This window comes from Fontimonas sp. FW305-C-3, from assembly GCF_058783185.1.
Map to the genome: position 1 here is coordinate 1213318 of NZ_JBYSYK010000001.1, position 25363 is coordinate 1238680.

At 63.4% G+C, this 25363-nt stretch carries 20 protein-coding genes; 9 read left to right on the forward strand and 11 right to left on the reverse strand.

Going from position 1 to position 25363, the window contains the following annotated elements; translation table 11 throughout:
* Positions 1-20 precede the first annotated feature (20 nt).
* The gene (locus tag AC3WUF_RS05620) at positions 21-3383 is read left to right on the forward strand and encodes a choice-of-anchor Q domain-containing protein (protein WP_492423263.1); all 3363 of its coding nucleotides are present in this window, start codon (positions 21-23) and stop codon (positions 3381-3383) included.
* Positions 3384-3537: 154 nt separating this feature from the next.
* On the opposite strand, the gene AC3WUF_RS05625 is transcribed toward AC3WUF_RS05620, so the two are convergent.
* Entirely contained in the window at positions 3538-3978 is a 441-nt protein-coding gene (locus AC3WUF_RS05625; RefSeq protein WP_492423265.1) for a YqaA family protein, read from the reverse strand.
* A gap of 243 nt (positions 3979-4221) precedes the next feature.
* Between AC3WUF_RS05625 and AC3WUF_RS05630 the strand changes: the two genes are divergently transcribed.
* On the forward strand, positions 4222-4428 hold the full coding sequence (locus AC3WUF_RS05630) for a hypothetical protein (RefSeq protein ID WP_492423267.1): 207 nt from the start codon (positions 4222-4224) through the stop codon (positions 4426-4428).
* On the forward strand, positions 4415-7507 hold the full coding sequence (locus tag AC3WUF_RS05635; protein WP_492423269.1) for a choice-of-anchor Q domain-containing protein: 3093 nt from the start codon (positions 4415-4417) through the stop codon (positions 7505-7507). The genes AC3WUF_RS05630 and AC3WUF_RS05635 overlap by 14 nt, the downstream gene beginning before the upstream one ends.
* Before the next feature lie 127 nt (positions 7508-7634).
* On the opposite strand, the gene AC3WUF_RS05640 is transcribed toward AC3WUF_RS05635, so the two are convergent.
* Positions 7635-8090 (reverse strand): carboxymuconolactone decarboxylase family protein, encoded by a 456-nt coding sequence (locus tag AC3WUF_RS05640; protein ID WP_492423271.1) that lies wholly within the window; start codon positions 8088-8090, stop codon positions 7635-7637.
* 57 nt (positions 8091-8147) lie between these two features.
* The gene (locus AC3WUF_RS05645; RefSeq protein ID WP_492423273.1) at positions 8148-8903 is read right to left on the reverse strand and encodes an SDR family oxidoreductase; all 756 of its coding nucleotides are present in this window, start codon (positions 8901-8903) and stop codon (positions 8148-8150) included.
* Positions 8904-9050: 147 nt separating this feature from the next.
* Between AC3WUF_RS05645 and AC3WUF_RS05650 the strand changes: the two genes are divergently transcribed.
* On the forward strand, positions 9051-10634 hold the full coding sequence (locus tag AC3WUF_RS05650) for a winged helix-turn-helix domain-containing tetratricopeptide repeat protein (protein ID WP_492423275.1): 1584 nt from the start codon (positions 9051-9053) through the stop codon (positions 10632-10634).
* Between the two features lie 461 nt (positions 10635-11095).
* On the opposite strand, the gene AC3WUF_RS05655 is transcribed toward AC3WUF_RS05650, so the two are convergent.
* The 5 genes from AC3WUF_RS05655 to AC3WUF_RS05675 all read right to left on the reverse strand — a co-directional run bounded on the left by AC3WUF_RS05655 (position 11096) and on the right by AC3WUF_RS05675 (position 15538).
* On the reverse strand, positions 11096-11398 hold the full coding sequence (locus AC3WUF_RS05655; protein WP_492423277.1) for a putative quinol monooxygenase: 303 nt from the start codon (positions 11396-11398) through the stop codon (positions 11096-11098).
* A gap of 441 nt (positions 11399-11839) precedes the next feature.
* A complete protein-coding gene (locus AC3WUF_RS05660; RefSeq protein WP_492423279.1) occupies positions 11840-12139 on the reverse strand; it encodes a hypothetical protein in 300 nt (99 codons plus the stop codon).
* Between the two features lie 371 nt (positions 12140-12510).
* Positions 12511-13041 (reverse strand): hypothetical protein, encoded by a 531-nt coding sequence (locus AC3WUF_RS05665; protein ID WP_492423281.1) that lies wholly within the window; start codon positions 13039-13041, stop codon positions 12511-12513.
* 336 nt (positions 13042-13377) lie between these two features.
* Entirely contained in the window at positions 13378-14841 is a 1464-nt protein-coding gene (locus AC3WUF_RS05670) for an adenylate/guanylate cyclase domain-containing protein (RefSeq protein ID WP_492423283.1), read from the reverse strand.
* 217 nt (positions 14842-15058) lie between these two features.
* Entirely contained in the window at positions 15059-15538 is a 480-nt protein-coding gene (locus tag AC3WUF_RS05675) for a lipocalin family protein (RefSeq protein WP_492423285.1), read from the reverse strand.
* 550 nt (positions 15539-16088) lie between these two features.
* Here AC3WUF_RS05675 and AC3WUF_RS05680 point away from each other — a divergent pair.
* From AC3WUF_RS05680 to AC3WUF_RS05690, 3 genes are all read left to right on the forward strand, one after another.
* Positions 16089-17489 (forward strand): thrombospondin type 3 repeat-containing protein, encoded by a 1401-nt coding sequence (locus tag AC3WUF_RS05680; RefSeq protein ID WP_492423286.1) that lies wholly within the window; start codon positions 16089-16091, stop codon positions 17487-17489.
* A gap of 271 nt (positions 17490-17760) precedes the next feature.
* Positions 17761-18456: a 2OG-Fe(II) oxygenase gene (locus AC3WUF_RS05685; protein ID WP_492423288.1), complete on the forward strand. Its 696-nt coding sequence runs from the start codon at positions 17761-17763 to the stop codon at positions 18454-18456.
* 107 nt (positions 18457-18563) lie between these two features.
* Positions 18564-19427: a dihydrodipicolinate synthase family protein gene (locus tag AC3WUF_RS05690; RefSeq protein ID WP_492423290.1), complete on the forward strand. Its 864-nt coding sequence runs from the start codon at positions 18564-18566 to the stop codon at positions 19425-19427.
* A 39-nt stretch (positions 19428-19466) separates the two neighbouring features.
* Here the strand turns inward: AC3WUF_RS05690 and AC3WUF_RS05695 are convergent, their stop codons facing one another.
* Positions 19467-20840 (reverse strand): flavin monoamine oxidase family protein, encoded by a 1374-nt coding sequence (locus AC3WUF_RS05695; RefSeq protein ID WP_492423292.1) that lies wholly within the window; start codon positions 20838-20840, stop codon positions 19467-19469.
* Positions 20841-20995: 155 nt separating this feature from the next.
* Between AC3WUF_RS05695 and AC3WUF_RS05700 the strand changes: the two genes are divergently transcribed.
* Positions 20996-21559, forward strand: coding sequence for a TetR/AcrR family transcriptional regulator (locus tag AC3WUF_RS05700; protein ID WP_492423294.1), 564 nt, complete (start codon positions 20996-20998; stop codon positions 21557-21559).
* A gap of 33 nt (positions 21560-21592) precedes the next feature.
* Here the strand turns inward: AC3WUF_RS05700 and AC3WUF_RS05705 are convergent, their stop codons facing one another.
* Positions 21593-22615 carry an alpha/beta hydrolase gene (locus tag AC3WUF_RS05705; RefSeq protein WP_492423296.1) on the reverse strand — a complete coding sequence of 341 codons (1023 nt, stop codon included), beginning with the start codon at positions 22613-22615 and terminating at the stop codon, positions 21593-21595.
* A gap of 125 nt (positions 22616-22740) precedes the next feature.
* The gene (locus AC3WUF_RS05710; RefSeq protein ID WP_492423298.1) at positions 22741-23916 is read right to left on the reverse strand and encodes a glycoside hydrolase family 1 protein; all 1176 of its coding nucleotides are present in this window, start codon (positions 23914-23916) and stop codon (positions 22741-22743) included.
* Between the two features lie 243 nt (positions 23917-24159).
* Between AC3WUF_RS05710 and AC3WUF_RS05715 the strand changes: the two genes are divergently transcribed.
* On the forward strand, positions 24160-25347 hold the full coding sequence (locus AC3WUF_RS05715; protein WP_492423300.1) for a lipid-transfer protein: 1188 nt from the start codon (positions 24160-24162) through the stop codon (positions 25345-25347).
* Positions 25348-25363: the final 16 nt, after the last annotated feature.

Genomic DNA, 25363 nt, shown 5'->3' on the forward strand with positions numbered 1-25363 from the left:
GTTCAGAAGTGGGGCTCAACATGTTTCGCAATCCATGCCGGATGCTGCTGGCTGTCGTTTTGTTTTCGGGCGCAGTGCCCACGGTAACGGCGGCAACAACGACGACGTTCAATTTCACGACGGCCAACGCGATCCAGACCTGGACAGTGCCGGCCGGCGCCACGCAGGCGGTCTTCAACGTACAAGGCGCCGCGGGCGGTGAGCGTGCGGGTGGCTTCGCCGGCGCGGTGGGCGGACATACCCGGGCTACGCTGACGGTGACGCCGGGGCAGGTCTTCCGGATCGTTGTCGGCCAACAGGGCTTCAGCAACATCAGTTCCAATCCAAGGGCGGGTGGTGTGCCCGGGGGCGGCGCCGGCGGCGTGACCTGTCAGCAGTCAGGCGACGGAGCCATCTGCTCGGAAAGCGGTGGTGGCGGCGGTGCGTCGATCGTCAGTGTTCCCAACACGACGCTCGTCCTGACGTCGGCCGGCTCCGCGAGCTGGGCCATCGTCGCCGGTGGTGGCGGCGGCGGGGCAGGCGAGGGATCTGCAGGTGCCGGTGGCGGTCTGACCGGCGGCAATGGCACCGGTGCGGCTTGCCTGCATGCCGGCGGCAACCAGAATGGCAGCACGGGCAGCGGCAGCCGACTCGACGGTAGCGGCAACGCCAGCGACGGCGGCGGCGGCGGCGGCGGTTACTACGGCGGGGCCGGCGGCGCAGGCAGCTGCGGCGGCGGCGGCGGCTCCGGGTTTGCGACGCCTGCGGCATCGTCTGCCAGTTTCCCGACGCCCGCGCGAACCGGCAACGGCTTGGTGACCGTCACCTACAACTCGCCGTATGTGGTCAACAGCCTGGCCGATACGGACGACGGCACCTGCAATGCGTCCAACTGCACCCTGCGCGAGGCGATCACCGCTGCCGTCGCGGACTCGGCGAGCGACACCATCAACTTCAGTGTCAGCGGCACGATCGCGCTCGGCAGCCGCCTGCCGGACATTGTCAGCAGCGGCGGCGCGCTGACGATCGACGGCTCGGGGCAGGCCATTACGATCGATGGGCAGTCGCTGTATCGCCCCATCACGACTTTCCCTGGTGGTGCGCCGACGCTGACGCTGATCGAGCTGACGTTTGCCAACGGCAATGCCAATGGGGCCGGCAACGACGGAACCGGTGGCGTGATCTTCTGCACAGGCTCCGAGCCGCTGACGATCCGTCGCAGTACCTTCCGCAATAACAACGCAAGCGCCTCAGGCGGAGCAATCCGCACCATTTGCCCGACCACCATCGAGCAATCCACGTTTGTAGGCAACAGCAGCCAAACCGGCGGAGCGATTACCGGAAGCACATACTCGTTGATCGTGAGCAACAGCACGTTCAGCGGCAACAGCGCTGCGTTAAGGGGCGCGGCGATCTCGTACTCGTACGCCGTAAATTTCACCGGCGCGCTGGAGCTGTACAACAACAGCTTCGTGAACCATTCGGGCAGCAGATTGCTCGATATCGAAGGGTCCGCGACCTTGCGCAACAACCTGATCAGCGGAAGCCCAGCGGGCACGAACTGCGTCAGCGTGAGGGACTCGAATGATCCGGCGTACAACTCGGGTGCATCCTCCCTGATCGACGCCGGCGGCAACATCGCCGACAACGCGACCGGCTGCAACTTCACAACGAGCCAAGTCAGGACCAACGCGCAGATCAAGGTCGGCCCGCTGGCCAACAACGGCGGGCTGACGCTGACGCATGCGCTGCTGCCGGGCAGTGCGGCGATCGACGCCGGGCTGAACTGCAGCACGGCGCCGGTCAATGACGTGGACCAACGCGGTATCGCACGCACGCAGAATGGCATCGGTGCCGGCGCGCCGGACGAGACCGACAGCAGCTGCGACGTCGGCGCTTACGAAGCCAACGAGTCTTACGACTTCGGCGATGCGCCGGACACCGTGGCGACCCCGCGTTACCCGACGCTGGTCGTCAACGACGGCGCTGCGCACGCCATTGGCTCAGGCGCTCCGTACCTGGGCGACACCGCCCCGGACGCGGATGACGGCCTCGAAGCGGACGACGAAGCGAACGGCGATGACGTCAACCAGGCGAGCAACGACGAGGACGGCATCGTCGGCACGCCGACGCTGGTTGCCGGCGCCACGGCCTCGATCGACGTGGACGTTACCGGCAGCGGCCGGCTCAACGCCTGGATCGATTTCGATCGCGATGGCAGCTGGTCCGACAGCGGCGAACAGATTGCGAGCGACCAGAGCGTCACGTCGGGAACGGTGACGCTGACGCCGGCTGTGCCGCTGACGGCCGGCGTGGGTGACAGCTACCTGCGCCTGCGCGTCTGCTCGGCGGTCGATGCCTGCGATACGCCGAACGGTGTCGCCGCCAATGGTGAAGTCGAGGACCACGAGGTCACGATTGCGCAACCGACGATCACCTTGTCGGCAAACCCGACAACGATCACCGAAGGCGGCACCGCCACGATCACGGCGACGACCTCGACGGCGATCGGCAGTAGCATCACGGTGGCGCTCGGCACCAGCGGTTCGGCCTCTGCGGGTTCTGATTTCAGCCTGCCGGCGAATATCGTCATTCCGGCGAACCAGACGCAGGCCAGCGTGACGCTGACGGCGGTCAACAACTTTGTCGTCGAACCTATCGAATCGCTGACGATAGAAATCACCGGTGTGACCAATGCGGTCGAGTCGGGCACGCAGCAGGTGACGATCACGATCAATGACAACGATGTCGCCTCCACGCCGCTACCCAGCGCAACACCGACGCCGACCCCGACCCCGACACCCACCGCGACGCCAACGGTGATCCCGAGCCCGACGCCGACCGCGACGCCAACGGCCAGTCCGACCGCCACCGTTGCGCCGACCCCGAGTGCAACGCCGACGCCAACGCCCGCTCCGACGCCGACGCCAGGCCCGAGCACCGCGGTAACGACCGATCCCGACGGCCGCGAAGTCGTGCTGAATCTCTCGGGTGGTCGTATCGAGCGCTTCGAGCGCACGCCGCCGCCGGCGGGCACTGAAGAGGATTTCCGCAACGGCTTCTATGCGCTTGAGATCGATCGCCTGACGCCGGGATCGAGCGTGACGGCGATCATCGACTTCCCGGAAGGTGTCGACATTCGCGACTACCTCGGCTGCACGAACGACGCGTGCGACGAGATTCCCGGCATCGACATCGACGGCAACACGGTGACCGTGACGCTGACCGATGGCGGCGTCGGCGACAGTGACGGCGTCGCCAATGGCGTGATCGTGTTCGAAGGCGGACCGGATGTGCGTCGCGGCGGTGGCGGCGGTGCGATCGATCCCCGGCTCCTGATGCTGCTCGCCGCGTTCGCCGCACTTCGACGGCGCGGCTTCCAGCGGGTCGGGCAGGAGTCTTGATGCGCGCGGCCTGAGCGAATTGCGAGAGCGCTCAGTTCGGATGCTAATGGCCGCCTTCGGGCGGCCGTTTGGCGACATCGGTCGACGACTCCGGGCTGGTCGTCGTTCGCCGATCCAGAAGCGGAAGTTCACCAGTTCAGCGGATCGAGGACGGCTAGGTTGCCGTTGACAGCATCGCCATGAGCGCAAGGTAGCGTCCAGCCTTCGCTGCAACAACCAAGGGCAAGAAAATCGACAGCGGTGTTCGCATCAAGCCGGCGGCAAGGGTCAAGGCGTCGCCGATGACAGGAACCCAGGACAGCAGAAGCGACCATTTGCCCCATTTCGCATACCAACGTCTACCGCGCTCGACGGACGCTTCGCTGAAGGGAAACCAACGACGCGTTCCGAGATGCTCGAAGAACCGTCCCAGCAGCCAATTCACCGTCGAACCCAGGCTGTTTCCCGTCGTTGCCGCGAGAAGCAACAGCCACGGATCGTAACGATCGCTGACGAGCATCGCGGCCATCACGACCTCGGATTGGCCTGGCAAGAGCGTGGCGGATGCAAACGCCGTAATGAACATCCCGGCATAGGGTGTGAGTGACGAAAGCATCAACTGCGAAGTCCGGCGCCGAGGGTGGCGATGTCAATGTATCAGCTTGGCGGGATTGCTCCGGCGCGCCCACCGCGGATGAAGTCTGCATTCGGGCGGCCATTTCTCATTTCCGAGCCGGCCGATTCGGACGGCATGCCAATCCGCGAGTTCGAGTGCGCCGGGCATTGCCCGATGCACATCAATTGCCCGATCTAAGAGTTTGCTAAGGACTCGCCGCTGCGCAGTGGGCTAAATAGCAGCGTGAACCACAAGCCCATGGATGGACTGACGCCGGATCGGGCGTTCGTCGTGCAACTGCGGGAAAACGCCAGCCTGGAGGCTGGCGTGATCGCGAGGCGCGTCGAGCACGTCGTCTCCGGGCGTTCCGCGCGGTTCAGCACGCTCGCCGAACTGGCGGGATTCATGGGCGCAGTGATCGAGGGGCGTCAACGTGATGACGAGCAATGAAACCCGTGGCCTGATCGCAGTCCTCGTCGGACTGGCCGGCATCACGACAGCGTCGGCCGGTACGCAGACCTACAACTTCAACGGCAGCACGCCGCAGACCTGGACCGTCCCGGACGGCGTGACCCGTGCGACATTCGCACTGCAGGGCGGTGGCGGAGGAAGTGGCGGCAGCGGGGGCGGCGCAGGCGGTCTCGCGGGACGTACGACGGCAACATTCGCGGTCAGCGCGGGCCAGGTGTACCAGATCGCGGTCGCCGGGAAGGGCCAGGACGGGACGGCCTCCGGTCGTGGTGACAGCACGCTGGGTGGATGGCCCGGCGGCGGCAGGGGCTACTGCTCGACCAATATCGCCACCGGGACGTGCATCGCGAACAGCGGCGGCGGTGGTGGTGGCGGCGCGTCGATCGTCAGTGTCGCCGACACGGCACTCGGTCTGGTGCCGGCGGTGCCGGCCACTTGGCTGATCGTCGCTGGCGGTGGCGGTGCAGGCGGTGGTGGCAACACGAGTACTTCGGGCGGTGATGGGGGTGGCCTGGCGGGCAACGCTGCAGCGGATGCCGGTGCGGGCTGTGCGTCTGCCGGCACCGGAGGAGGCGCCGTCGGTGGTGGCAGCGGGGTGCCGCTTCAAGGTGGCGACGGACAGCCGGGTTTCGGGTCGAAGGCCGGCGGCGGCGGCGGCTGGTACGGCGGTGGGCTGGGAGGCAGCGGCTGTGGCGCCGGTGGCGGCTCCGGTTTTGTCCGCGATACGGCAGAGACATCGAGTTTTCCGACGCCGTCCGGCACCGGCAACGGCAGCGTGACGATCACCTGGGACAATCCGCCGCTGGTCGTCAACAGCACGGCGGACAGCGACGACGGAAGTTGCGATACGACGAACTGCACGCTGCGCGAGGCGATCCTGGCAGCCAACGCCTCTGCCGGCGATGACGAGATCCGGTTCGACCTTCCTGCAGGGGCGACGATCGCGCTGGCGAGCGATCTGCCCGTTGCCTCCGGCGGCTATGCGCCGACTGGCACCGACACCCTGACGATCGACGGCAGTGGCAAGCGCGTCACGATCGACGGCGTCGACAGCCATTCCATGTTCGGCGTTAGCTCGGGCAGCTTGTCGTTGATCGAACTGACGATGACCAGAGCATTCGCACCGGGCATCGGCGCCGCGCTGAACACGGGCGCCGGTGCAGTGAGAGTCGACATCGACCGTTGCAGTTTCGTGAACAATCGAGCGACGGTTCAGGGCGGTGCGATCGGCCATCTGGGCCCCGAGCTTTTCATTTCGAACAGCAGCTTCGTCGGCAATGTCAGCGACTTCGGTGGCGCGATCCAGTCCTACAGCCCGCTGACTATCAGCAACACGACGTTCTATGCGAATCGGGCCGAGGGTACGGTCAACAAAGCGGGCGGCGCGTTGCTGCTGACGGGCGCTACCAGCATTTCGAATTCGACATTCGTCGACAACACTGCAGAGAACGGCGGCGCCATGCGCAGTATCTCCGGTACCGACCTGGTTCTGCGCAATGTACTGTTCTCGGGCAACACCGCGATCTCAGGCCCGACTTGCGATTTCCTTTATGCGTCAGGCCCCACAGATCAGGGCGGCAACCTTGCGAGCGACGCGAGCTGCGGATTCACGGCGCCAACGTCGCGTGTCAAGAGCGTTGCCGAAATCAATGTCGCCGCGCTGGCCGACAATGGCGGTCCGACGCAGACCGTAGCGCTGCTGCCCGGCAGCACTGCGATCGACGCGGGAGTGAGTTGCAGCGCCGCGCCTGTCGGCAATCTCGATCAGCGTGGCGTGCCGCGTCCGAGGGACAGCGTCGGTGCCGGCAGCGGCGAGGTAGACAACACTTGCGACATCGGTGCGTTCGAAGCAGGCCCGTACGATTTTGGCGATGCGTCGGACGACGCGACGACACCCGGCTATCCGACCCTGCTCGTGAACAACGGCGCGCTGCACGCCATCGTCGCGGGCGCCCCGTACCTGGGCAGCACTGCCCCCGATGGCGAAAGCAGCATCAACGCCGCCGCGGGCGCGGTCGGCGACGACAACAACCAGACGGTGAACGACGAGGACGGCATGGGCAGCCCACTCGTGTTGCGGGTGGGGCAGAACGCGAGCATCCCGGTGATCGTCAGCGGCGTTGGCGTGCTCAATGCCTGGCTCGACAAGGACCGTGGCGGCAGCTTTGGCGCCGGCGAGCAGATCGCCAGCGACCGTGCGGCGAACAACCAGACGGTGACACTCACGCCGAGCCTGATCGGCGCGACGGCGGGCACCAGCATCCTGCGCATGCGGGTTTGCAGCACGGCGGGACAGTGCAACACGCCGGGCGGCGTCGCCGCGGATGGCGAGGTCGAGGATCATCAGGTCACGCTGACGACGCCAACGCCGGCTCCGACGGTGGCACCGACACCAGTGCCCACCGCGACGCCAACCGCGGCGGCGAGTCCAACTCCAGTACCGACCGCGACGCCAACAGCCACGATCGTCCCGACTACGGTACCGACACCGACACCGACACCGACTGCGACACCGAACGTGACGGCCAGCCCATCGCCGACACCGACCGCCACATCAAGCGCTACACCGACGGCCGGCCCGACGCCAGGCCCGAGCACGGCGGTGACCACGGATCCCGACGGTCGCGAAGTCGTGCTGACGCTCTCCGGCGGCCGCATCGAGCGCTTCGAGCGCACGCCGCCGCCGGCAAGTGAAGACTTCCCGAGTGGCTTTTACACGCTTGAGATCGATCGTCTCACGCCGGGATCAAGTGTGACCGCGATCTTCGATTTTCCGGAAGGCACCGACATCCGCGAATACATCGGCTGCACGAACGACGAGTGCGACGAGATTCCCGGTATCGACATCGACGGCAGCACGGTGACCGTGACGCTGACCGATGGCGGCGTCGGTGACAGCGACGGCATCGCCAACGGCGCGATCGGCCTCCGCGGCGGACCTTCGGTTCGACGCGGCGATGGGGGTGGCGCGCTCGACTTGCTTGGCTTGCTGCTATTGCTCAGCGCGGCAGCGACACGTTGTCGTACGACGCGCTGGCGCGACATATCGCCGCGGTAGACCCCTGACCAGGTGTTCCGCGCGCTCGCCGGGCCGCTTTGTGCCAGAAGCGGTCTCCCACGATTGACCGCTCTCGGGCGCCCTAGTCAGACTAGGCTGAGCCACCCCATCAGCAATCGTCAGCGCACTAGGCGTCGGCCTTGGCGCGCGGCTTCAAACGGAAGCTGATACCCAAACGATTAATGGCATTCATCGCTGAAATGGTCAGAGTGAGGTCCACCAGATCTCTTTCTGAGAAGGCTGCAGCCGCAGCCGAGTAGGCTTCGTCGGAGGCGTGTGTTTCGCTCACACGGGTCACTTCTTCAGACCAGGCCAGCGCGGCGCGCTCCTGATCCGAAAACAGATACGCCGCCTCATGCCACACCGGCACAAGTACGACTGTGTCGATCGACATGCCTTCCTTAATAAGATCGCGTGTATGAATGTCGATGCAATGAGCGCAGCCGTTGATCTGCGAAACCCGCAGGAAAACGAGGTGGATCAACCTGGCCGGCAGTGCCGTACCTGTCGTGACGAAGTGATGGAGGGCGCCCACCGCCTTAGCTCCCTCTGGAGAAACTGCAAACCAGTTAGCACGTTTCATGATTTCATGGTCCTTTCTGAGAATTTGATTGCCAGCGATTCAGGCTGCGACAAAGACTCAGCGCTTCGTCGAGGCGAGGCTGAGCCAGTTGTGGAAGCGGGTCGGGCCGATCAGTGCGCCATCGCTCGTTACCAGCGAACGATCATCGAGCTTGGCCCCGAAGTATCCCGCGCGCACATCCGCGATGACCTCACGCTGATCGGCACGCGAAGACAGGAACTTGCGCGCCAGCTCGTCAAGCGGGAAGCGATCCGGCCCCCCAAGCTCTGCAACCCGATTCAGCGCCGCCCCCACCGTTAGGTCGGCAAGCACCGCGGACACATCATCAGCAGCAATGGGTTGGATCAGCGCAGGGGACAGCCGAAACTTGTCGCCGTCGGCGCTCGATTGCACGATCGCTTCGACAAACTCGAAGAACTGAGTTGCCCGCAAGATCGTGTAGGGGATTTTCGAGGCCTTGATCAATGCCTCCTGCGCCAATTTGGCGCGAAAGTAGCCGCTGTCCGGCAGCCTCTCTAGACCGACGACAGATAGTGCAACATGGTGCTCGACGCCGGCCGCCAGCTCAGCCCGGTTCAGATTGCGACCCGAGGCTTCGAAGAACTCCAGCACCGCACGGTCCTCGAATGAAGGCGCGTTCGAGACGTCAACAACGACCTGAGCCCCGCTCAGTGCTTCGGCAAGCCCCTCTCCGGTGACGGTATTGACGCCCGTTCTCGGCGACGCTGGCAGGACCTCGTGGCCGTTGCCGCGCAGCCTGCCTACAATGTTTGAGCCGATCAGCCCGTTGCCACCAATAACGACGATTTTCATGTCCTGCTCCCCGGTTCGGTTTGTCATCGGAGACTGCTGCTGCCGATAGATGCAGGATGCTGTTTGCTGATGGACGATACTTTCCCGATACCTTGGGTTTTCCTTGTTTTTTCCTTGGGTCTCTGCCCAGGCCCCGCGGAGCGCTGAATGCAGCTGGTCTTCAACGACTGCGTAATCGACCTGGCCCGCCGCGAACTCACTCGGGGTTCCAAGGTTGTCGCAACGCCTCCCCAGGTTTTCGACCTGCTCGCTCATCTCGTGCAGAGCCGTGAGCGTGTCGTCAGCAGGGATGATCTGATGCGCGTGATTTGGGCCGGCCGGATTGTTTCGGATTCGACCCTGGACAGCCACATCAATGCAGTGCGCAAGTCGGTCGGCGACAGCGGCCAGGCACAACAGATCATCAAGACGGTCGCCCGAAAGGGATTTCGCTTCGTCGCCGAGGTCAGCGAGTTAGCCGCGCCAGAAGCGATCGCGGACGCCGTTGCCGAACCTGCAGCGGTGCCGCAAATTGACGCTCCGCTGCCGACCTTGCCGACCAAGCCCTCGATCGCAGTTCTGCCGTTCGTGAATCTCAGCGGCGACCCCGAGCAGGATTACCTTTGCGACGGCGTCGTCGAGGATGTTATCGCTGCGTTATCGCGACATCGTTGGCTGTTCGTCGTCGCACGGAATTCAAGCTTCACTTACAAGGGCCGCTCCGTCGATGTAAAGCAGGTCGGTCGCGAACTCGGTGTGCGCTATGTACTGGAGGGTAGCTGGCGCACTTCCAATCAGCGCGTCCGCATCACCGGTCAGCTCATCGACGCAGCCACCGGCGCCCACCACTGGGCTGGTCGTTTCGAAGGCGTGCTCGGCGACATTTTCGAGCTACAGGACCAGATCACCTCGAGCGTGGTCGGAACCATTGCGCCGGAGCTTGAGCGTGCAGAACTTGAGCGCGCAATCCGCAAGCCAACCGAGAGCCTCGACGCCTACGACTATTACCTGCGTGGAACAGCCCAGCTGCATCGCGGCACGCGCGATGCCATCGATGAGGCGCTGCCGCTGCTCCAGAAAGCGATGGAGATCGATCCCGGTTTCGCATCGGCATACGCGATGGCCGCCTGGTGCCATTGCTGGCGAAAGATCAATGGCTGGTTGGCGAACCCATCGTTCGAGATAGCCGAGGGCATGCGACTCGCGCGCCGCGCAGCTGATCTCGACAGAGGTGATGCCGTTGCCCTCACGCGCAGCGGCCATGCTCTTGCCTACTTGTCCAACGACATTCCAGGCGGCCTTGCGCTGATCGACAAAGCACTCGCACTCAATCCCAATCTCGCCGCAGCCTGGTTTCTGGGCGGGTTCCTCAAGATATGGCACGGCGAACCGGCGTTCGCGCTCGACTACCTTGAACGCGCGATGCGATTGAGTCCGGTCGATCCCGAGCTGTACAGGATGCAGGCCGGCATGGCCGTAGCGAATCTTCTCCTGGGTCGTCTGGACGCTTCTTCCTCATGGGCTGAGAAAGCGCTTCGGGAGCTTCCGAGTTTCCTGCTGGCTGCTGCTGTCCTATCTGCGAGCTACGCGCTGGCCGAAAAGACCGCCGAAGCGCATCGGGCAATGAAGAGACTGCGGCTACTCGACCCCAATCTGCGTCTCAACAACATCAATGAGTGGCTGCCGATTCAGTTGCCGACGCATCTCGACACCATTCTTGACGGACTGCGCAAAGCGGGTCTGCCAGGGTAAGTCCGTTCCGTGCCAGAAGCAGCCCATCGCGAGTGGCCACTATCGGGACTGTTATCGCCCGAACTGGGGTGCAGCGGAGTTACGCGCACACGTTCGTTGAAGTGTGCTGGATCCGGTTAGCATTTTCTGCAGCTCGGACACGCTGCGGTTGACTCTTGGGCAACCGGCCTATTCCAGCCCCGCAGACCAATGCATGCTGAAGAGTGATTGCGTCTGGCGGATCAATCGGAAGTGAGACCGTCGCTGGTGTACTAAAAGTCGTCCATCGCGACTGTCGACCTACGTGTAGCTCAACGCACAGGCTCGAACGCCCGCTTGCCTTCTCTTAGCTACGGCAAGACGGTCGGCTGGAATGTTGGAATGGACTGCTCCCGTTTTAGCTGATGATCACTAACCACCAACCTGGCACTTCGATGTTGCCTAAACAGCGGGAGGAGTCATATACGTCTTGTTGAGCTTGGTTAGCCGGGTAGCTTTGCCGCAAGCACGTCGATCTTCTCGATGGACGGCGGTTCAGAGAACAGTTCTGCGGCCCTTGCCATCAAGGCCGCCGCAACCTTGCCAGAGAGGTGCGCTTGCCGGCCCGCGTCATCGGGGAAGACATCAAAAATTCCGAAGGTCGTTGGCCCAAGGCGAATCCCAAACCACGCAGTCGTTGCGGGCTCCTCCATAACGAGGGGGAGACCACTTTTAAGGAAGCTCTCAACCTCGCTCTCTTTTCCTGGTTTTGCTTCGAGGCGAACGAACAATGCGACTTTGACCATGATGTGTCTCCTGCTGTTACAGCGGGATCACGAGCCTACACGCTTTATCGGTCTGCGCCGGTTTAAGGGAAAAGATAGTTCAGAGGCTCCTCAGACCGCTCAATGGAGGACTTCCTTAGCAGAGGCTCATTCTCGAACGTCCACGCTACCTGTGCAGTTGCTCCGGTCAATTCTCTAAACGGCGTCCACACGCCTGGTCGATAGAAAGCGCCTTCCCACGCCTTTGGTGATGCTTGCTTGCCAAGTCAGGGGTCGTCATGTGCATTGGAATCTCAGGAGCAATTCGTAGGTAGCAGGCTGTCGCGCCTTGCGAACCCTGATGACGACCCAAACTGTTCCACCCGGCAGCAAAGTGCCAGTTGCAGTCTGTCGCGAACGGCCGCTCTTGCGAAAACCGACGTGAGGGCTCAGCTGCGTGGGATGTTCCGCTGAAGAGAGGTGTCAGCCGTCCTCCTTGCAAACACGAAACTCGCCAACCTTAGCGACCTTGTACTTAGTGGCAAAGTTGCCCATGGAGTCTGTGCCGCCATCAATTCTCACGTAAACACTCTGAACCCCGACGGTTGCAGGAGCAGATATGCACTTCCCATCTTTCAGCAGCTCGGGAGGCACATTAAAAATTTTTGTAAGGCAACTGTGATCGCCATCGAGGCACGCTGGAATGTTGAAAGAGATACCACCGTCGAAAGGCGCAGCTACCTCTGCCTCCGGGCCGATAAACGTAGGAAGCGTGTCGTACATTGGATCGTTCTGTATGACGATCTCTCCTGAGTACGTTGCGGACCCAGAGAAAAGGAAATCTCCTTGCGCCTTCTCGATATCCCCATCCTCCGCGAGATAGTCGCAAGCGGCTACGAGTTTCAGTCCGGGGTAAGGAGATTGGAGCTGGAGTGCATCCGCACTATCCCCGCATTTACACGACTCGGGAGGGGCGGCGGTTAGGGGCACATTTGCAGGGACACTTATCTCAGGACACGCCCCGGTTCCCGCTTGCGCAAACGCCGGAAGGACCGCTACACAGAAGGCGACTAGGCTGGATGCATTTCTCATAGATAAGGCAAAGCGAAGGAGTGGGCTCGCGGCGGCCATCCAGCCTGAGCGTGTTGTGGGCATCATCCGTCCCACCACTTGGACCAGGCGATGGATACGATCGTGGCGTCTGCATAGCAGAAAGTCACTTCGTCCTGAGTCTCTTCGCTCGCATAGTCGGCGCAGGAGGCAGCCGCCGGCCTGGAGCCCAGTAAGCGCTCAACGTCGGTTCGCTTGCTGCCGACACGCAGCCCGTGCATCACAGGCCAGCGCGCGTCAGTGACGACGACGTGCACGATATGAGGATGCGAGTAGGGATTGGAGTGAGGCTTCCCGGCATAGGCGAGCGTATACACAAGACCTACTTCCAGTCCGTCGAATGTAAGTTGACGCTCTTCGACCAGATTGTCGTTGCCAGTTTCTCGGGTTTCCTTCTCGGATCTAAGCGCCGGATGTCCTCCGCACTGCTTTGGAAGCTCGCAGCCGGCCAAGGTGATTGCGAATCCATCCGCTGCGAACTGAGCCGCGGCATTTGGGTCAGCTGCCTCCTCGCCGGAAGCGGCTCCGCACACACACGTAAGGCCGAACAATATGATGGTGCTCAGGCGATTCATCTCATTGTCCTGTCAGACGCCAGTACTGAGTTGAGTAGGTCGACCATGAGGCTCTCACTTCCCCGAGTCGCAGCCAATCCTAGCCGAATGTCCGGTTTAGAGAGGCATTTCAGCGAGGTTGTACGACTGCTATGGGCTGAAAGCTGAACCCGCTTTCAGCGCTGGCACTCAAATCGCCAATCCGCTGTGCACTTGCTTCAGGCGATCCGCCGCTCCATTCGCCGAAGCGCTCGTCACAAACGAACTTGGCGAGATCGACCCCTTTCTCACCGATGCGTGTGGACGTCGTCCAGAGACAGGTGTGGTAAGTCGGCGGGTACGGTGATTCACTCTTGGCTAGTTGACTGCCGGCACATCCACAACAGCTGTCACCGGTGCTGCAAGGCTGCCGGCCTGCTGATCCGGCAATTCGTGACGTCGTGCATGTGGCGCTTCTGCGGCGTGGTCAGCGTTGCCGGTCACGAGGGCATAGACCGACACCGGGTAATGCACGCCTTTGCACTCGACTTCTCCGCGCGGTTCCAAGGCGAATGCGTATCTCGCCAGGTGATAGGTTGATTCGCTGACCAGAACGGTTCCCGGCTCGGCCACCTTCTCGATTCTCGAGGTGATGTTGGTCTGCAGGCCAAGCGCGGTATAGGTCATGCGACCGCGGGAGCCGTAACTGCCGACGCTGACAGTCCCGGTGTTGATGCCGACGCGCATCCGCAGCGGTCTGGCGATGCCGAGTCTCAGCCAGCGTGCGTTGAGCTGCAGCATATGGGCCTGCATTGCGCGCGCGGCCGAGATGGCCTGCCGGGCTTGCAGCTCGGGTTCCATAACGTCGGGCGCACCGAACAGGGCCATCACGCCATCGCCGGCGAACTCATTGAGAGTGCCGCCGAACTCCTCGACTTTCTCGGCCATGCCCGAGAGGTATTCGCCCAGCAAGGCTGTCAGATCTTCGGGGTCGAGGCGATCCGACACTTCGGTAAAGCCGACGATGTCGGCAAACAGGATGGTGACGCGCCGTCGCACCGGCGTATTGAGGCCCTGCGCCTGACCCTTGATGATCAGGTCGGCCACGGACGGCGGTACATAGCAGCGGATCGCATCCCGGCTCTCTTCGAGCTGGACGCGTTGCTGCTCGATAATCTGGTCCTTGCGGAAGGTGCGTCGATTGTTGAACTCGATCACCGACGATACAAACACGCCGGTATTGCATGCGATGAACTGCATCGCAGCCAGGCTCCCGGCGATCGTGACTGAAATCTGGCCCAACTTGAAGTCGTGGTACAGGAGGCTCAGGGACACGGCAATGAAGGGCATGGTCGCAAGCACTGCGAGCGTCGGCCGGAGCTGGTAGACGCAGTAGCCGAACATCACTGGAATCAGGACCGCGGTCGCTGCCAGCGCGAATCGATCGGGTGAGTCCGGAACCTCGTGGATTTGCCAGGCCAGAAGCAGGCCCGAAATGCAGTTCGCCGCGACGGTCATGGGCACCCAAAGCAGACGCAGTTTTGCGAAATAAGTCGACAGGAAGATGATCGTCAGGAGACCAAGGAAGGCAAACACCGCATGAGAGATGCTGCCCAGGCTCGCGGGCTGAAGCAGGAAGAATGCGAGCAGGTACACAGCGTATCCCGCCGCCGAAGCGATCATCCCCACGCGAATGAGCGGAATTCTGCGGCCGATGATCCAGTCGTGATAGACGCGTTCGACGCCTGCATCGGCAAACCGGAATCCAAAGCCTTGTAGCCTCAGGTTCGGCATGCCATTGCCCAGGAACGGTGGAACGAAAGCGTCTTCGTGACGAGTCATGGCTCGTGGGCGAATTCCTTGTAGCCCTTGTGGAATCTAAAGTTGCTTGCCGGTCTGCACTGAATGTGTTTTCAGGAATACACGGTGCACTTTATGTGCCAGAAGAACTGTGATGCGTTCGCTACATCCGGTGAATAGTGTCAAGCAGTTGGCAAATATCGCACCGTATCCGCCGTTGTCCCTTGCTTGAGGGGGCGTCGCAGTTTGCGTGAAGCCGTCAGCGAGCCGCGGTGCCACCCGCCCTTACCATGTGAATCTTGCGAGTGTCGTATCCCATGAGCTCGATCCGCCGCTTCGCCGTTGCGATCTGCTCGGGACTGGCGCCGGGCTTGCGGGTCATGTACCAGACATAGTCCCTCTTGTTGCGCGCAACAATGACTTCCGAATAGTCATCGGCAAGCCATGCAATCAGATACTCCGACTTGAAGGGCTGGAACCAGAAGAACTTCACGCCCCATTCGGCATTGGACTCGCGGTTAACGACATAGGCTTTGGATTCGAGCGTTTTGAGCTCTCCGTTCGCCGAACCTTTGTTATAGGTAAACCGGGTCGGAATGTTGCCGTCCTTGTCGAGCTCGTAGTGCTCCACCGAGTTGTAGGCGTCTTTTTCGACCGAGGGTGGAATGTTCATGATGGGATACCAAGTCCCGACATAGCGCGCCAGATCGACGTGTTCCACGGTCTTGATGTCAGTCATCGCGGATGGCGCCGAAGCGCACCCCGAAAGCACTGCACCGACGAGGATGACGAGGTACTTCGATCTTGTATTCATGGAGCTCTGTCGGTCGCCTGGGAGTCGGACTCTGCTGCGCTTGTTGGCCTGCACCAAACATCGGAGTCATGGCTATTCTCCGTTCTGTTCCGGCGAGTGCCGGCATGCCTGCCGCCGCAAGCGCCGTGCCCGAACGCTCCAGGTCACCGATCCGCGTGCATCTTCAGGAGAGCCGTTCGAGAGCGCTTGCGCTTCTAGGCGCAATCCGAGCGTGTGACTTCCGCATCTTGCAATTGTCCCGACCGTTCCATCAGCAGCCGTGGATCATCGTCTGACGGATGTGGCCATCCGACAAATCGTGCCATCATCGCTTGCAGGGGGAGCGCGAAGCCGGTGCAGGGACTCGCGCTTCACACAGGGATTGTGAACCGGGGGCTCTATGTTTCGTGCAGTGATTGGATTTGTCGGATGCTTGGTCATCGGCGGCTTCGTAACCGCTTGCGACAACGGCGGCGAGAGAGATACCCGCGTATCGATGGATCGCGGATTCGAAGTGATGGTGGACGAGGTGCCGGCTGCCAGTGACGTCGTCGGACAGCCGCAGCTTGCCGGCCCCAGCGAGGCCGTCTCAATGAATGCCGCGGGGGTTGTCCGCATCCCGGTGACCGTGAATCTGTCGCCCGGCGCGGTGCTGGATTCCCTGTACGTCAAGTTCAATGGCCGCGCGTTCCGAGTGGCCCCGCGGCAGCGCAGCGTGGCAAAGGATGACGCCGAAGCGCCGCAGACCATCAGCGAGGACGTGGAATTTTCCATCGCCGATGTCGCAGCCCTGACGCCTGACGACGATGAGGAAGAAGTCGAGATCGAAATCCAGGCCACGGACAGTCTCGGCCTCACTTCGACCAGCGAGAGCACGGACGTCAAGGTCAACAATTCATTCGGGTTCGACTTCGGAGCTGCTTCACTCAACCCTCTGCCCTCGCAGACTGTGCAGCAGCAGCAGATTTTTTTCTTCACGCCCAGCTTCTCGTCGCCGCCCTATAGCGGCGCCAATTCAAATCCTTTCGTGGCCTACAACGTTCAGCAGGTCGGGTTTCCGACGCGCTACTCGCCGTTTGCTGACGTCGTTTATTCCAAGAGCGCGGCAGCCGGCCAGGGCAAGGCAGAAGTCGGCGACACATTTTCCTTTGTTGCCCCCGACGTAACGGCGGAAGCGGAATTGACCTTCCAGGTCACGGCCACGGCGCTCAACGGTGCGTTCAGCACGCAAACCGTCACGGTGACGGTGACGAATCCCAATTCCGCCCCGTCGGTCACGATTGCCGCGCAGCCTTTCGACGCCAGCGGTCTGCAGCTCGAATTGCGCGGCACAGGGCAGGATGCCGACACGGATTCGCTCGCATTTGAATGGCAGCGGCGGCTCGGCCCCACCGAGGCGACGATCGAATCGCCCAACGCGCCGACGACGATGGTCAGCTTCCCGGCAGAGGCGCGCGGCGAAGACTTTGTCTTCACGCTGACGGCGACCGATCCGAGCGGCGCGCAGGGGAGTGCGAATGTCGTGGTCCGCGTACCGGCACCGGCCGCAACGCCGACACCATCGCCCACGCCGACTGCGACCGCGACGCCTACGGCGGCGCCGACTGCAACGCCCACGTCGACTCCGTCCGCAACACCCGCTCCGGCCACGCCGACGCCGACGCCCACTGCGACGGCAACTCCGGAGCCTACCGCTACGCCGACGCCAACACCGACGTTGATGCCGACATCAACGCCGACTCCGACGCCAACCCCAACACCGGAAGACACGCCGCCGCCTTCACAGGACGAGGACGGCGATGATGTTCCCAACGACATCGACAACTGCCCGACCGTTTCCAATCCCGGCCAGGAAGACGGTGACGATGACGGCGTGGGTGACGCTTGCGAGATTTAGTACCGGCGTTGGCGCGTTGATCGAACGACTCGTGCGTCCGCTCCGCTGCGGTGCGTCCGACGCCTTGTTCCCGCGACCGGTGATCGGAACAGAAAGGCCCGCCGCAAGGCGGGCCTTTCGAGCGTGTTCGCAAGAACCGGATAGGTCCCACGGACGGTGATCCCGGACACTGAGTCCCTTCCACAAGACGGACCCGGCCTATGTCTACGCTCACGCTGCATCACCGCTGCCTGACGATCGCTTCGCCAGTTCCGAATCTGCGGACACTGGCATGAACATCGCGGATATCGACTGGGCCGCAGTCGGTGCTCAACTCGACAGCGATGGCGTTGCGGTGATCCCGCAGCTGATCGACGAGGCGCGGTGCGCCGAGCTGCGTGCCTGCTACGACGATGGCGGAAGATTTCGTTCGCGCGTCGTCATGCAAAGGCACAACTTCGGACGCGGCGAGTATCAGTATTTTTCCTATCCACTGCCCGACGAGGTCGAGCGGTTGCGCACCTCGGTGTATCCAAAGCTGCAGCCGATCGCGACTGCCTGGGAAGTGAGGATGGGCGGCAACTCGGTTTATCCGGCGACCCACGCAGCGTATATCGCGCAGTGCCATACGGCCGGACAAAACCGTCCAACGCCGCTGCTGTTGCGTTACCGGGCGCACGACTACAACTGCCTGCATCAGGACCTGTACGGCGATCTGCACTTTCCGTTTCAGATGGTGATTCTGCTCAGTGAGCCGGGCACGGACTTTCAGGGCGGCGAACTGGTGCTCGTGGAGCAGCGGCCGCGGATGCAGTCGCGCCCGCAGGTCGTGCCGCTGCGTCGTGGCGATGCCGCGATCTTCGCCGTCCGCCATCGTCCGGTCGCGGGTACACGCGGCGATTACAAGGTGGCGCTCCGGCACGGTGTCAGCCGGATCACCTCCGGGGAGCGCTACACGCTGGGAATCGTGTTCCACGATGCTTCGTGAGGTCTGGGCCGCATTCGGGCACTCTGCCGTTCAGGCTTTCCGCCATCGCCGGAGAGGCCGCACGCCGTTGCTATACTCCGGGCCTCGCTCACGTCAGGGAGATTCGCATGATCAAGGGCAGCATCGTCGAACTGGTTGCACCGACCGATCCCAACGGCGCGATCAAGTATGAAAGCCTGGAAGCCTTGGTCGACTGGCATGTGGTCGAAGGCAGCGCGGCGCTGCTGGTGGGCGATATGCTCGATGCCGGGCTGAATCTGAGCGCGGAAGAGCGCCTGGAGCTGTGGCGCCGGGTGATCTGGCAGGCCGAGGGCCGCATTGCGGTCATTGCCGGCATCAGTGCCGACCGCTTCGAGACCTCGCTTGAGTTCGCGCAGATCGCCGACGAGGCAGGCACCCAGGCGGTGCTGCTCACGCTGCCGGCCGGGTCTTCTCTGTCCGCCGACAAGCTGCTGCATCACGTGCAGGCCATTGCCAGTGAAGTGAAGCAGCCGCTGCTCGTGCGCTCGCCCGCCGAGCGGATTGCGCCGGCCGTCGTCGAAGCGCTCGCGCAGATCGACGGCATCAGCGGCTTCGTCGATTACGCGCCGGACGTCGCGCGGGCGCGCGAGCTGCTTGCGCTGCGACTGCCGGCGGGTTTCGCGTTGTACGCCAGCGACTTCACCGCGGCGCACTTCGTTCTGGAAGGCTTCGCGGGCGGTATATCGACCGCCGGCAATCTGGTTCCGCGTCTGGTCAGAACGCTGCATGACGCGGCGCTGTCGGGCGATCGCGCGGCAGCCGAGGCATTGCAGCCGCGCTTGCGGGCGCTGCTGGAGGCGCAGCCGGAGAACAACCTGCCCCGAGCGGTGCAGTGGGCGCTGATCGAAATGGGCCGGGTGGAAGAAAGCACACCGCCGCTCGCGCTGTCGCAGGCGCGCGACTACTCCAATCTGCGGCGCGCCCTGCGTTCGGCCGGCTGCGGGATCTGACGGCGGAGCGGCAAGCCCGATGCGGGCGTTGCTGTCAGATCAGCTTCTCGGTGCGTTGTGCAGTGAGATCACTTCGCCAGCCGCGCGCTCTGCCGATTCGATGGCGCCATCGATATAGGCAGTCCAGCGCGTCGCGGTTTCGGCGCCGGCCCAGTGGATGCGTCCGCAGGGCGCGCGCAACGCTGAGCCGCAAGCGGTCAGGGTGCCTGGCGCGGTGATCCCCGCGTAACCGCCCAGGCTCCAGGGATCGGAGATCCAATCCTTGTCCACATATCCGATCGGCGCGGCCGCGGCTGCGCCGAAGTAACGTTGCAGCGAGCGCACCGCCGCATCGCGCCGCACCGACATCTCGGCGCCCGCCAAGGCGCGACCATGCTTGCCGGCGAAGAAGCCGACGAGGAAGCCGCGCGAACTGCCCGCCGGCGTGGCATCGGCGATGGGGCCGAAGGGTCCTTCGTCGCTGATCGCTTCGCCGGAGTAACCCTGTTCCTTCCAGAACGGCCGCTCGTAAGCGACCAATGCCTTGATCACCGATCCCATCGGCATGCGCGAGTGCAGTTGCAGCCGCGCCGGTGGCAGCGCCGGGCCGAAATCGATGCGAGCGGCGAGCGCGGGCGGCAAGGCAACGATCAGGCGCGAAGCCCGCACGTCGCCACGCGCATGCCGCACGACGATGCCGGACTCGGACTGTTCGACGGCATGTACCGGAGCATTCAGCATCAGGCTGTCGGGCGGCAGACGTTGCGCCAGGCCTTGCGCGATCTGGAAGGCGCCGCCGCGCACGCGCAGCCGCTGCGCGCCATCGCCGCGCACTTCAACCTGGTTCTCGAGGCTGCCCGCGGCCGCGACGTGCGTCAGCACGCAGAGCAGCGACACTTCATGCGGCTCGCTGGTGTAAAGCGCCCGCATGACGATGTCCATCAGGCGCCGTGCGCCGCGGGTATGCAGCGTGCGCTGCAGCCATTGGTCCATGGTCATCCGGTCCCAGCCTGCCGCTTTGGCACTTGCCCAGGCTGCCGCCGGATCGACCTGCTTCGCCGCCTGATTGAGGCGATGCATCGCCCAGCCCGAGTCCAGCAAGCCCAGCAGCGACATCGGCGGCACGGTGCCTGTGTAGCTGCGCAGCTTGCCGGCGATCTCCATCAGCCGCCGACCGTCGGCGTATTGCTCGTAGGTCTCCAGGCCGAGTTCCTTGCACACCGCCAGTGCGCGGGTCTGCCCCAGGCCCAGCCATTGGCCGCCCAGATCGACCGCTTCGCCGCAGAGCGTGCCGCCGAAGGTGCGGCCGCCGGTCCGGTCGCGCGCTTCAAGTATGCGGACGCTCAGGCCCTGGGCCGTCAGGCGCTGGGCGGCTCTGAGCCCAGATACGCCGGCGCCGATGATGCAGACATCGGTGTTTTCCGAGAGGCTCATGCTAGGGTCTCGGCCTGTCGCGGGACTCGTCGAAAAACGCGGCTTGTCACAAGGAACTCCATTAATTCATATACGCGTATATATTAATATACATGACTCGACCCGAAAGCAAACCCCGCGGGCGCCCGCGTCAAGCCGCCGCCGACGAAAGCGAGATGAAAGGGCGCATCGTCGCGGCCGCGCGCAAGCTGTTTCTGCGCGATGGCGTGGAAGCCGTTTCGATGCGCAATCTTGCGAGCGAGGTCGGCTGCACGCCGATGTGGCTGTACCGCTATTTCGGCAACAAGCAGGAGATCCTCGCGCAGGTCTGGGATGTGTTTTTCGACGAGCTGTTCGCGCGCCTGCAGCGCATCAAGGCGACGTCGCCGAAGGCTCGTCTCGAAAAACTGGCGCTGAGCTACTTCGGATACTGGATGGAGCATCCCGACCGTTTCATGATCGTCTTCCTGCAGAAGGATCTCGTGCCCGGCGGCACGCGCAACTACGTGGAAGGGTCCGAGACGGTCAAGCGCTTCGATCTGTTCACGCAGGTTGTGGAAGAGGCGAAGGCGAAGGGCGAAATCGCCGGCCCCGATGCGGCAGCCATCGCGCAGGGGCTGCTATGCATCGTCCAGGGCCTGGCGCTGAACCTGATCACGGTCAGCGAATACCCCTGGCGCGATGCGACCTCGCTCAGCCGCCTGACCGTGAGGAGCTATCTGGCCGGATTGGCGGCCTGACGCGAGCGTCGCGTCAGCGCCTCGCGTCGCACGCTACGGCGAAACAGCTTCGATGCCGAAGCCTCTTGCGATGTAGTCGTCCCTGGCCTTGAGCGCCTGCTGCGAGATCTGCGCTTCGGGGATCAGGTATTCGAATCCGTGAATACCGCCCGGGAAAACATGCGACTCGGTAGGCACGCCGGCATCGACCAATTTTTGCGCGAAGCCGACGTCCTCGACCATGAACAGGTCCAGCGAACCTACCGAGATGAAGGTCGGCGGCAGGCCGGAAAGATCTTTCACGCGCATCGGTACCGCAGCGCTGGGAACGTTGTCGCCACCGGGCTTCATGCCAAGCAAGGCCGTCCAGCCTTCGCGGTTGCTGTCGCGCGTCCAGACCAGATGGCCGAGCGTCGGCCCTGGGTCCAAGGTCGAACCGGTGCGGTCGTCGAGCATGGGACACAGCAGCAGCTGGAAACGGATGGGAATCTCGCCGCGGTCGCGGGCCAGTATTCCCAGTGCCGCGGCGTGGCCGCCGCCCGCGCTGATGCCCATGATGGCGATGCGCGCCGGGTCCACGCCCATGTCATTGGCATTGGCGTGGAACCATTTGAGCGCGGCATAGTTGTCGTGGAGCGATCCGGGATAGCGGGTGCCGGGAGCGAGGCGATAGTCCACCGACACGATGGTGATCCCGAATTTGACGACGAGCTTCTTCAGGTACGTCGCCGACATCTCCGGCGAGCCGTACATGTAGCCGCCGCCATGCATGTCGAGGATGCCGGGCCTGCCGGCTGCCGGTTTCCTCGGTTCGATGATCAGCACCCGCACCGCCGGTTCGCCGTCCATTCCGGGAACGAACCGTTCGCTGTAACTCAGCGGACCATCTTCATTCTGAAGCTCGGCCAAGGAGGGCGGCGGAGCGAGGATGCCGCCGATGGCTCCAGGGATTCTGTTCCGGAAGTCGGCATCGATCAGCTTGTAGGTGTCGGTCGTCATCGCATAGCCGGTCAGGCCGATGCAGGCGACGACGAGAAGTCCGATCAACCAACAGGCCGCGCGTATCAATGTCTTCACTGGATGCCTGCTTCGGTGCTGTCGCTGATGTGGGACGTCTCCGCATGCATTCTGCCGGTCGTTGCGTCTTCGAGCGAAGCTAATACTTCTTATGGCTCATATAACGCCGCTTTATGGGCGGCCTGTCAGCCAGCCACCGGCCGGTAGCCCGCTTCGACGCCGCCGTTGCGAATGATCTCCCGGTACGCGGCGACGGCCGCAGTGGGAATGCGCGTCAGCGCCGGGTCGGTCAGCACGTTGACGGTGAACAGGCCGAAGCGTGGTGAGTAGCGGCCCCACTCGAAATTGTCGGTCAGGCTCCAGTACATGTAGCCGATGACATTGACGCCCTTCGCAGCCGCCTGCTGCGTCCAGTACAGGCTGTCGCGCAACACGGCCTCGCGGGTGAGGCCATCCGCTCTGGGTTTGGCGTCCTGCGTCGGCATGCCGTTTTCCGCGATCAGGATCGGCAACTTCGGGAAACGCCGCGACAGCTTCATCAGCGCGCGCCCCAGGCCTTCCGGGTGGGGTTCGGCGTCCCAGAGATTGCCGCTCAGAACGTCGGTCGATATTCCGCGGTAGTAGTAGTCGAAAGCCAGGCAATCGATCTTGTCGGTGACTGAATTCAGGAACAGCCAGTCCGTGAAAAGCTGCAACGCCCACGAACGAAAGCCGCGGCCCATCCAGACGATGTTTGACGAAACCATGGCCTGCGGATCCAGCGCATGTATCAGGTCGTAGATCTCGCGATGCGCGCCGACGATGTGCTTCTTGCACAGCCGGACCTGCTTCCACGACAGCTTGCGATATCCCTGTTCGATCAGGATGAAGAAGGCAGCTTCGTTGAAGGTCAGCCACAGCTTCACGTCCGCTCGATACCGCTGCGCAACCATCCGCGAGAAGGCGACAAAGTCGGCCTGCGTCTTCGGATTCGTCCAGCCGCCCTGGTCGGCCACCCAGCCGGGATACACGAAGTGATCGAGTGTGATCAGCGGGGCGATCCCCGCTTCCTTCATGGCCAGTATCAGGTCGTCGTAGTAAGCCAACTCGGCGGCATCGAACTCGCCTTCCTTCTGCTCGACGCGCGCCCAGTTGATGCCGATTCGAAACGTGTTGACGCCCATCTCGCGTGCCAGATTCACGTCCTCGCGATAGCGATGACGGAAATCGACCGACGTGCCGTAGCGATCCTGGGTCGGCGTCGCGGCGTTGTAGCGATCCCAGTTGGAATCTACATTGCCGCCCTCGCTTTGATAGCCGGATGCGGAAACGCCCCAGATAAAGCTGGCGGGGAATGGCGAGAGCCGGTGGCTGTTGGTCATCGTGTCACGCTCGGGAGTTGGAGCTGAAGGCGGCGATTAGATCACGCGAGAAATGCCGCACCTGTCAAAACCGCGACACTGCGCGCGCCGTTTCGACCGGCTGCCCCGATTTCCCCTCCCTGCTGGACAGGGTGGGGCGGGCCATCGATGCGATCCGGCCTCCACCCCTGTCTTCCGGGCAGGGACACAGCACCGGTGCCGCTCGCCACAATCGGTCCGTCCCCATTCAATCTGGAGCACAGCATGTCCAATCGCGTCATCGTCGCAGGCGTGGGGATGATCCCCTTCGCCAAGCCGGGAGCCAGCGAACCGTACGACGTCATGGGTGCCAGTGCCGCGGCTAAGGCGCTGGAAGATGCCGGGCTCTCGCATGCGGACGTCCAGCAGGCCGTCGTCGGCTACGTCTACGGCGATTCGACCTGCGGCCAGGCGGCGGTCTATCGCGTCGGCATGAGCGGCATTCCGATCGTCAACGTCAACAACAACTGCTCGACCGGTTCGTCGGCGCTGTACCTCGCGCGCCAGATGGTCGAGTCCGGCATGGCCGACTGCGTGATGGCGCTCGGCTTCGAGCAGATGCTGCCCGGCGCGCTGGGTTCGCACTGGAGCGACCGGCCGTCGCCGTTCGCGCGCTTCGACGAGATCGTCGATCGCCTGCTCGGCCATGACGCACCGCTCGCGCTGAAGTATTTCGGCGGCGCCGGCAAGGAATACATGGACACCTACGGCACGACGCCGAACCTGTTCGCCAAGGTCCGCGCCAAGGCCAGCCGCCACGCGGCGAACAATCCGCTCGCGCTGTTCCGCAAGGTCGTCACCGAGGAAGAAGTCATGGCGGCGCCAATGGTCTTTGCCGAAGTCGGCATGACGCGCCTGATGGCCTGCCCGCCGACCTGCGGCGCCGCCGCCGCGATCCTGGTGTCCGAAGACTTCGCGCGCCGTCGCGGCATCGACCGCAGCGTCGCGATCGTCGCGCAGGCGATGACGACCGATCGCGACGAGGTCTTCGGCACGCCGAGCCTGATCGGCCTGGTCGGCGCCGGCATGGCGCATGACGCCGCGCAGCAGGTCTACCAGCGCGCCGGCATCGGCCCCGAGGAGATCGATGTCGTCGAACTGCACGACTGCTTCGCGCAGAACGAAGTGCTGAGCTACGAGGCGCTGGGCCTGTGCCCGGTCGGCGGTGCCGAGAAGTTTGTCGCCGACGGCGACAACACCTACGGCGGACGCTACGTGACCAATCCTTCCGGCGGTCTGCTGTCGAAGGGGCATCCGCTCGGCGCCACCGGCCTCGCGCAATGCACCGAACTGGTCCAGCAGCTGCGCGGCACTTCCGGTGCGCGTCAGGTCGCCGGCGCCAAGGTCGCGCTGCAGCACAACCTCGGCCTCGGCGGCGCCTGCGTCGTGACGATGTACCAGCGCAACGCCTGAATCCAGACAAAGAGAA

Excerpts from the sequence above, each read along its gene's own strand:
- AC3WUF_RS05620 (WP_492423263.1), top strand. The coding sequence starts at position 21 with ATGTTTCGCAATCCATGCCGGATGCTGCTGGCTGTCGTTTTGTTTTCG.
- AC3WUF_RS05670 (WP_492423283.1), bottom strand. The coding sequence starts at position 14,841 with ATGACTCGTCACGAAGACGCTTTCGTTCCACCGTTCCTGGGCAATGGC.
- AC3WUF_RS05700 (WP_492423294.1), top strand. The coding sequence starts at position 20,996 with ATGAAAGGGCGCATCGTCGCGGCCGCGCGCAAGCTGTTTCTGCGCGAT.
- AC3WUF_RS05650 (WP_492423275.1), top strand. The coding sequence starts at position 9,051 with ATGCAGCTGGTCTTCAACGACTGCGTAATCGACCTGGCCCGCCGCGAA.
- AC3WUF_RS05690 (WP_492423290.1), top strand. The coding sequence starts at position 18,564 with ATGATCAAGGGCAGCATCGTCGAACTGGTTGCACCGACCGATCCCAAC.
- AC3WUF_RS05685 (WP_492423288.1), top strand. The coding sequence starts at position 17,761 with ATGAACATCGCGGATATCGACTGGGCCGCAGTCGGTGCTCAACTCGAC.
- AC3WUF_RS05625 (WP_492423265.1), bottom strand. The coding sequence starts at position 3,978 with ATGCTTTCGTCACTCACACCCTATGCCGGGATGTTCATTACGGCGTTT.
- AC3WUF_RS05715 (WP_492423300.1), top strand. The coding sequence starts at position 24,160 with ATGTCCAATCGCGTCATCGTCGCAGGCGTGGGGATGATCCCCTTCGCC.
- AC3WUF_RS05675 (WP_492423285.1), bottom strand. The coding sequence starts at position 15,538 with ATGACTGACATCAAGACCGTGGAACACGTCGATCTGGCGCGCTATGTC.
- AC3WUF_RS05710 (WP_492423298.1), bottom strand. The coding sequence starts at position 23,916 with ATGACCAACAGCCACCGGCTCTCGCCATTCCCCGCCAGCTTTATCTGG.
- AC3WUF_RS05645 (WP_492423273.1), bottom strand. The coding sequence starts at position 8,903 with ATGAAAATCGTCGTTATTGGTGGCAACGGGCTGATCGGCTCAAACATT.
- AC3WUF_RS05660 (WP_492423279.1), bottom strand. The coding sequence starts at position 12,139 with ATGTACGACACGCTTCCTACGTTTATCGGCCCGGAGGCAGAGGTAGCT.
- AC3WUF_RS05635 (WP_492423269.1), top strand. The coding sequence starts at position 4,415 with ATGACGAGCAATGAAACCCGTGGCCTGATCGCAGTCCTCGTCGGACTG.
- AC3WUF_RS05680 (WP_492423286.1), top strand. The coding sequence starts at position 16,089 with ATGGATCGCGGATTCGAAGTGATGGTGGACGAGGTGCCGGCTGCCAGT.
- AC3WUF_RS05640 (WP_492423271.1), bottom strand. The coding sequence starts at position 8,090 with ATGAAACGTGCTAACTGGTTTGCAGTTTCTCCAGAGGGAGCTAAGGCG.
- AC3WUF_RS05695 (WP_492423292.1), bottom strand. The coding sequence starts at position 20,840 with ATGAGCCTCTCGGAAAACACCGATGTCTGCATCATCGGCGCCGGCGTA.
- AC3WUF_RS05665 (WP_492423281.1), bottom strand. The coding sequence starts at position 13,041 with ATGAATCGCCTGAGCACCATCATATTGTTCGGCCTTACGTGTGTGTGC.
- AC3WUF_RS05655 (WP_492423277.1), bottom strand. The coding sequence starts at position 11,398 with ATGGTCAAAGTCGCATTGTTCGTTCGCCTCGAAGCAAAACCAGGAAAA.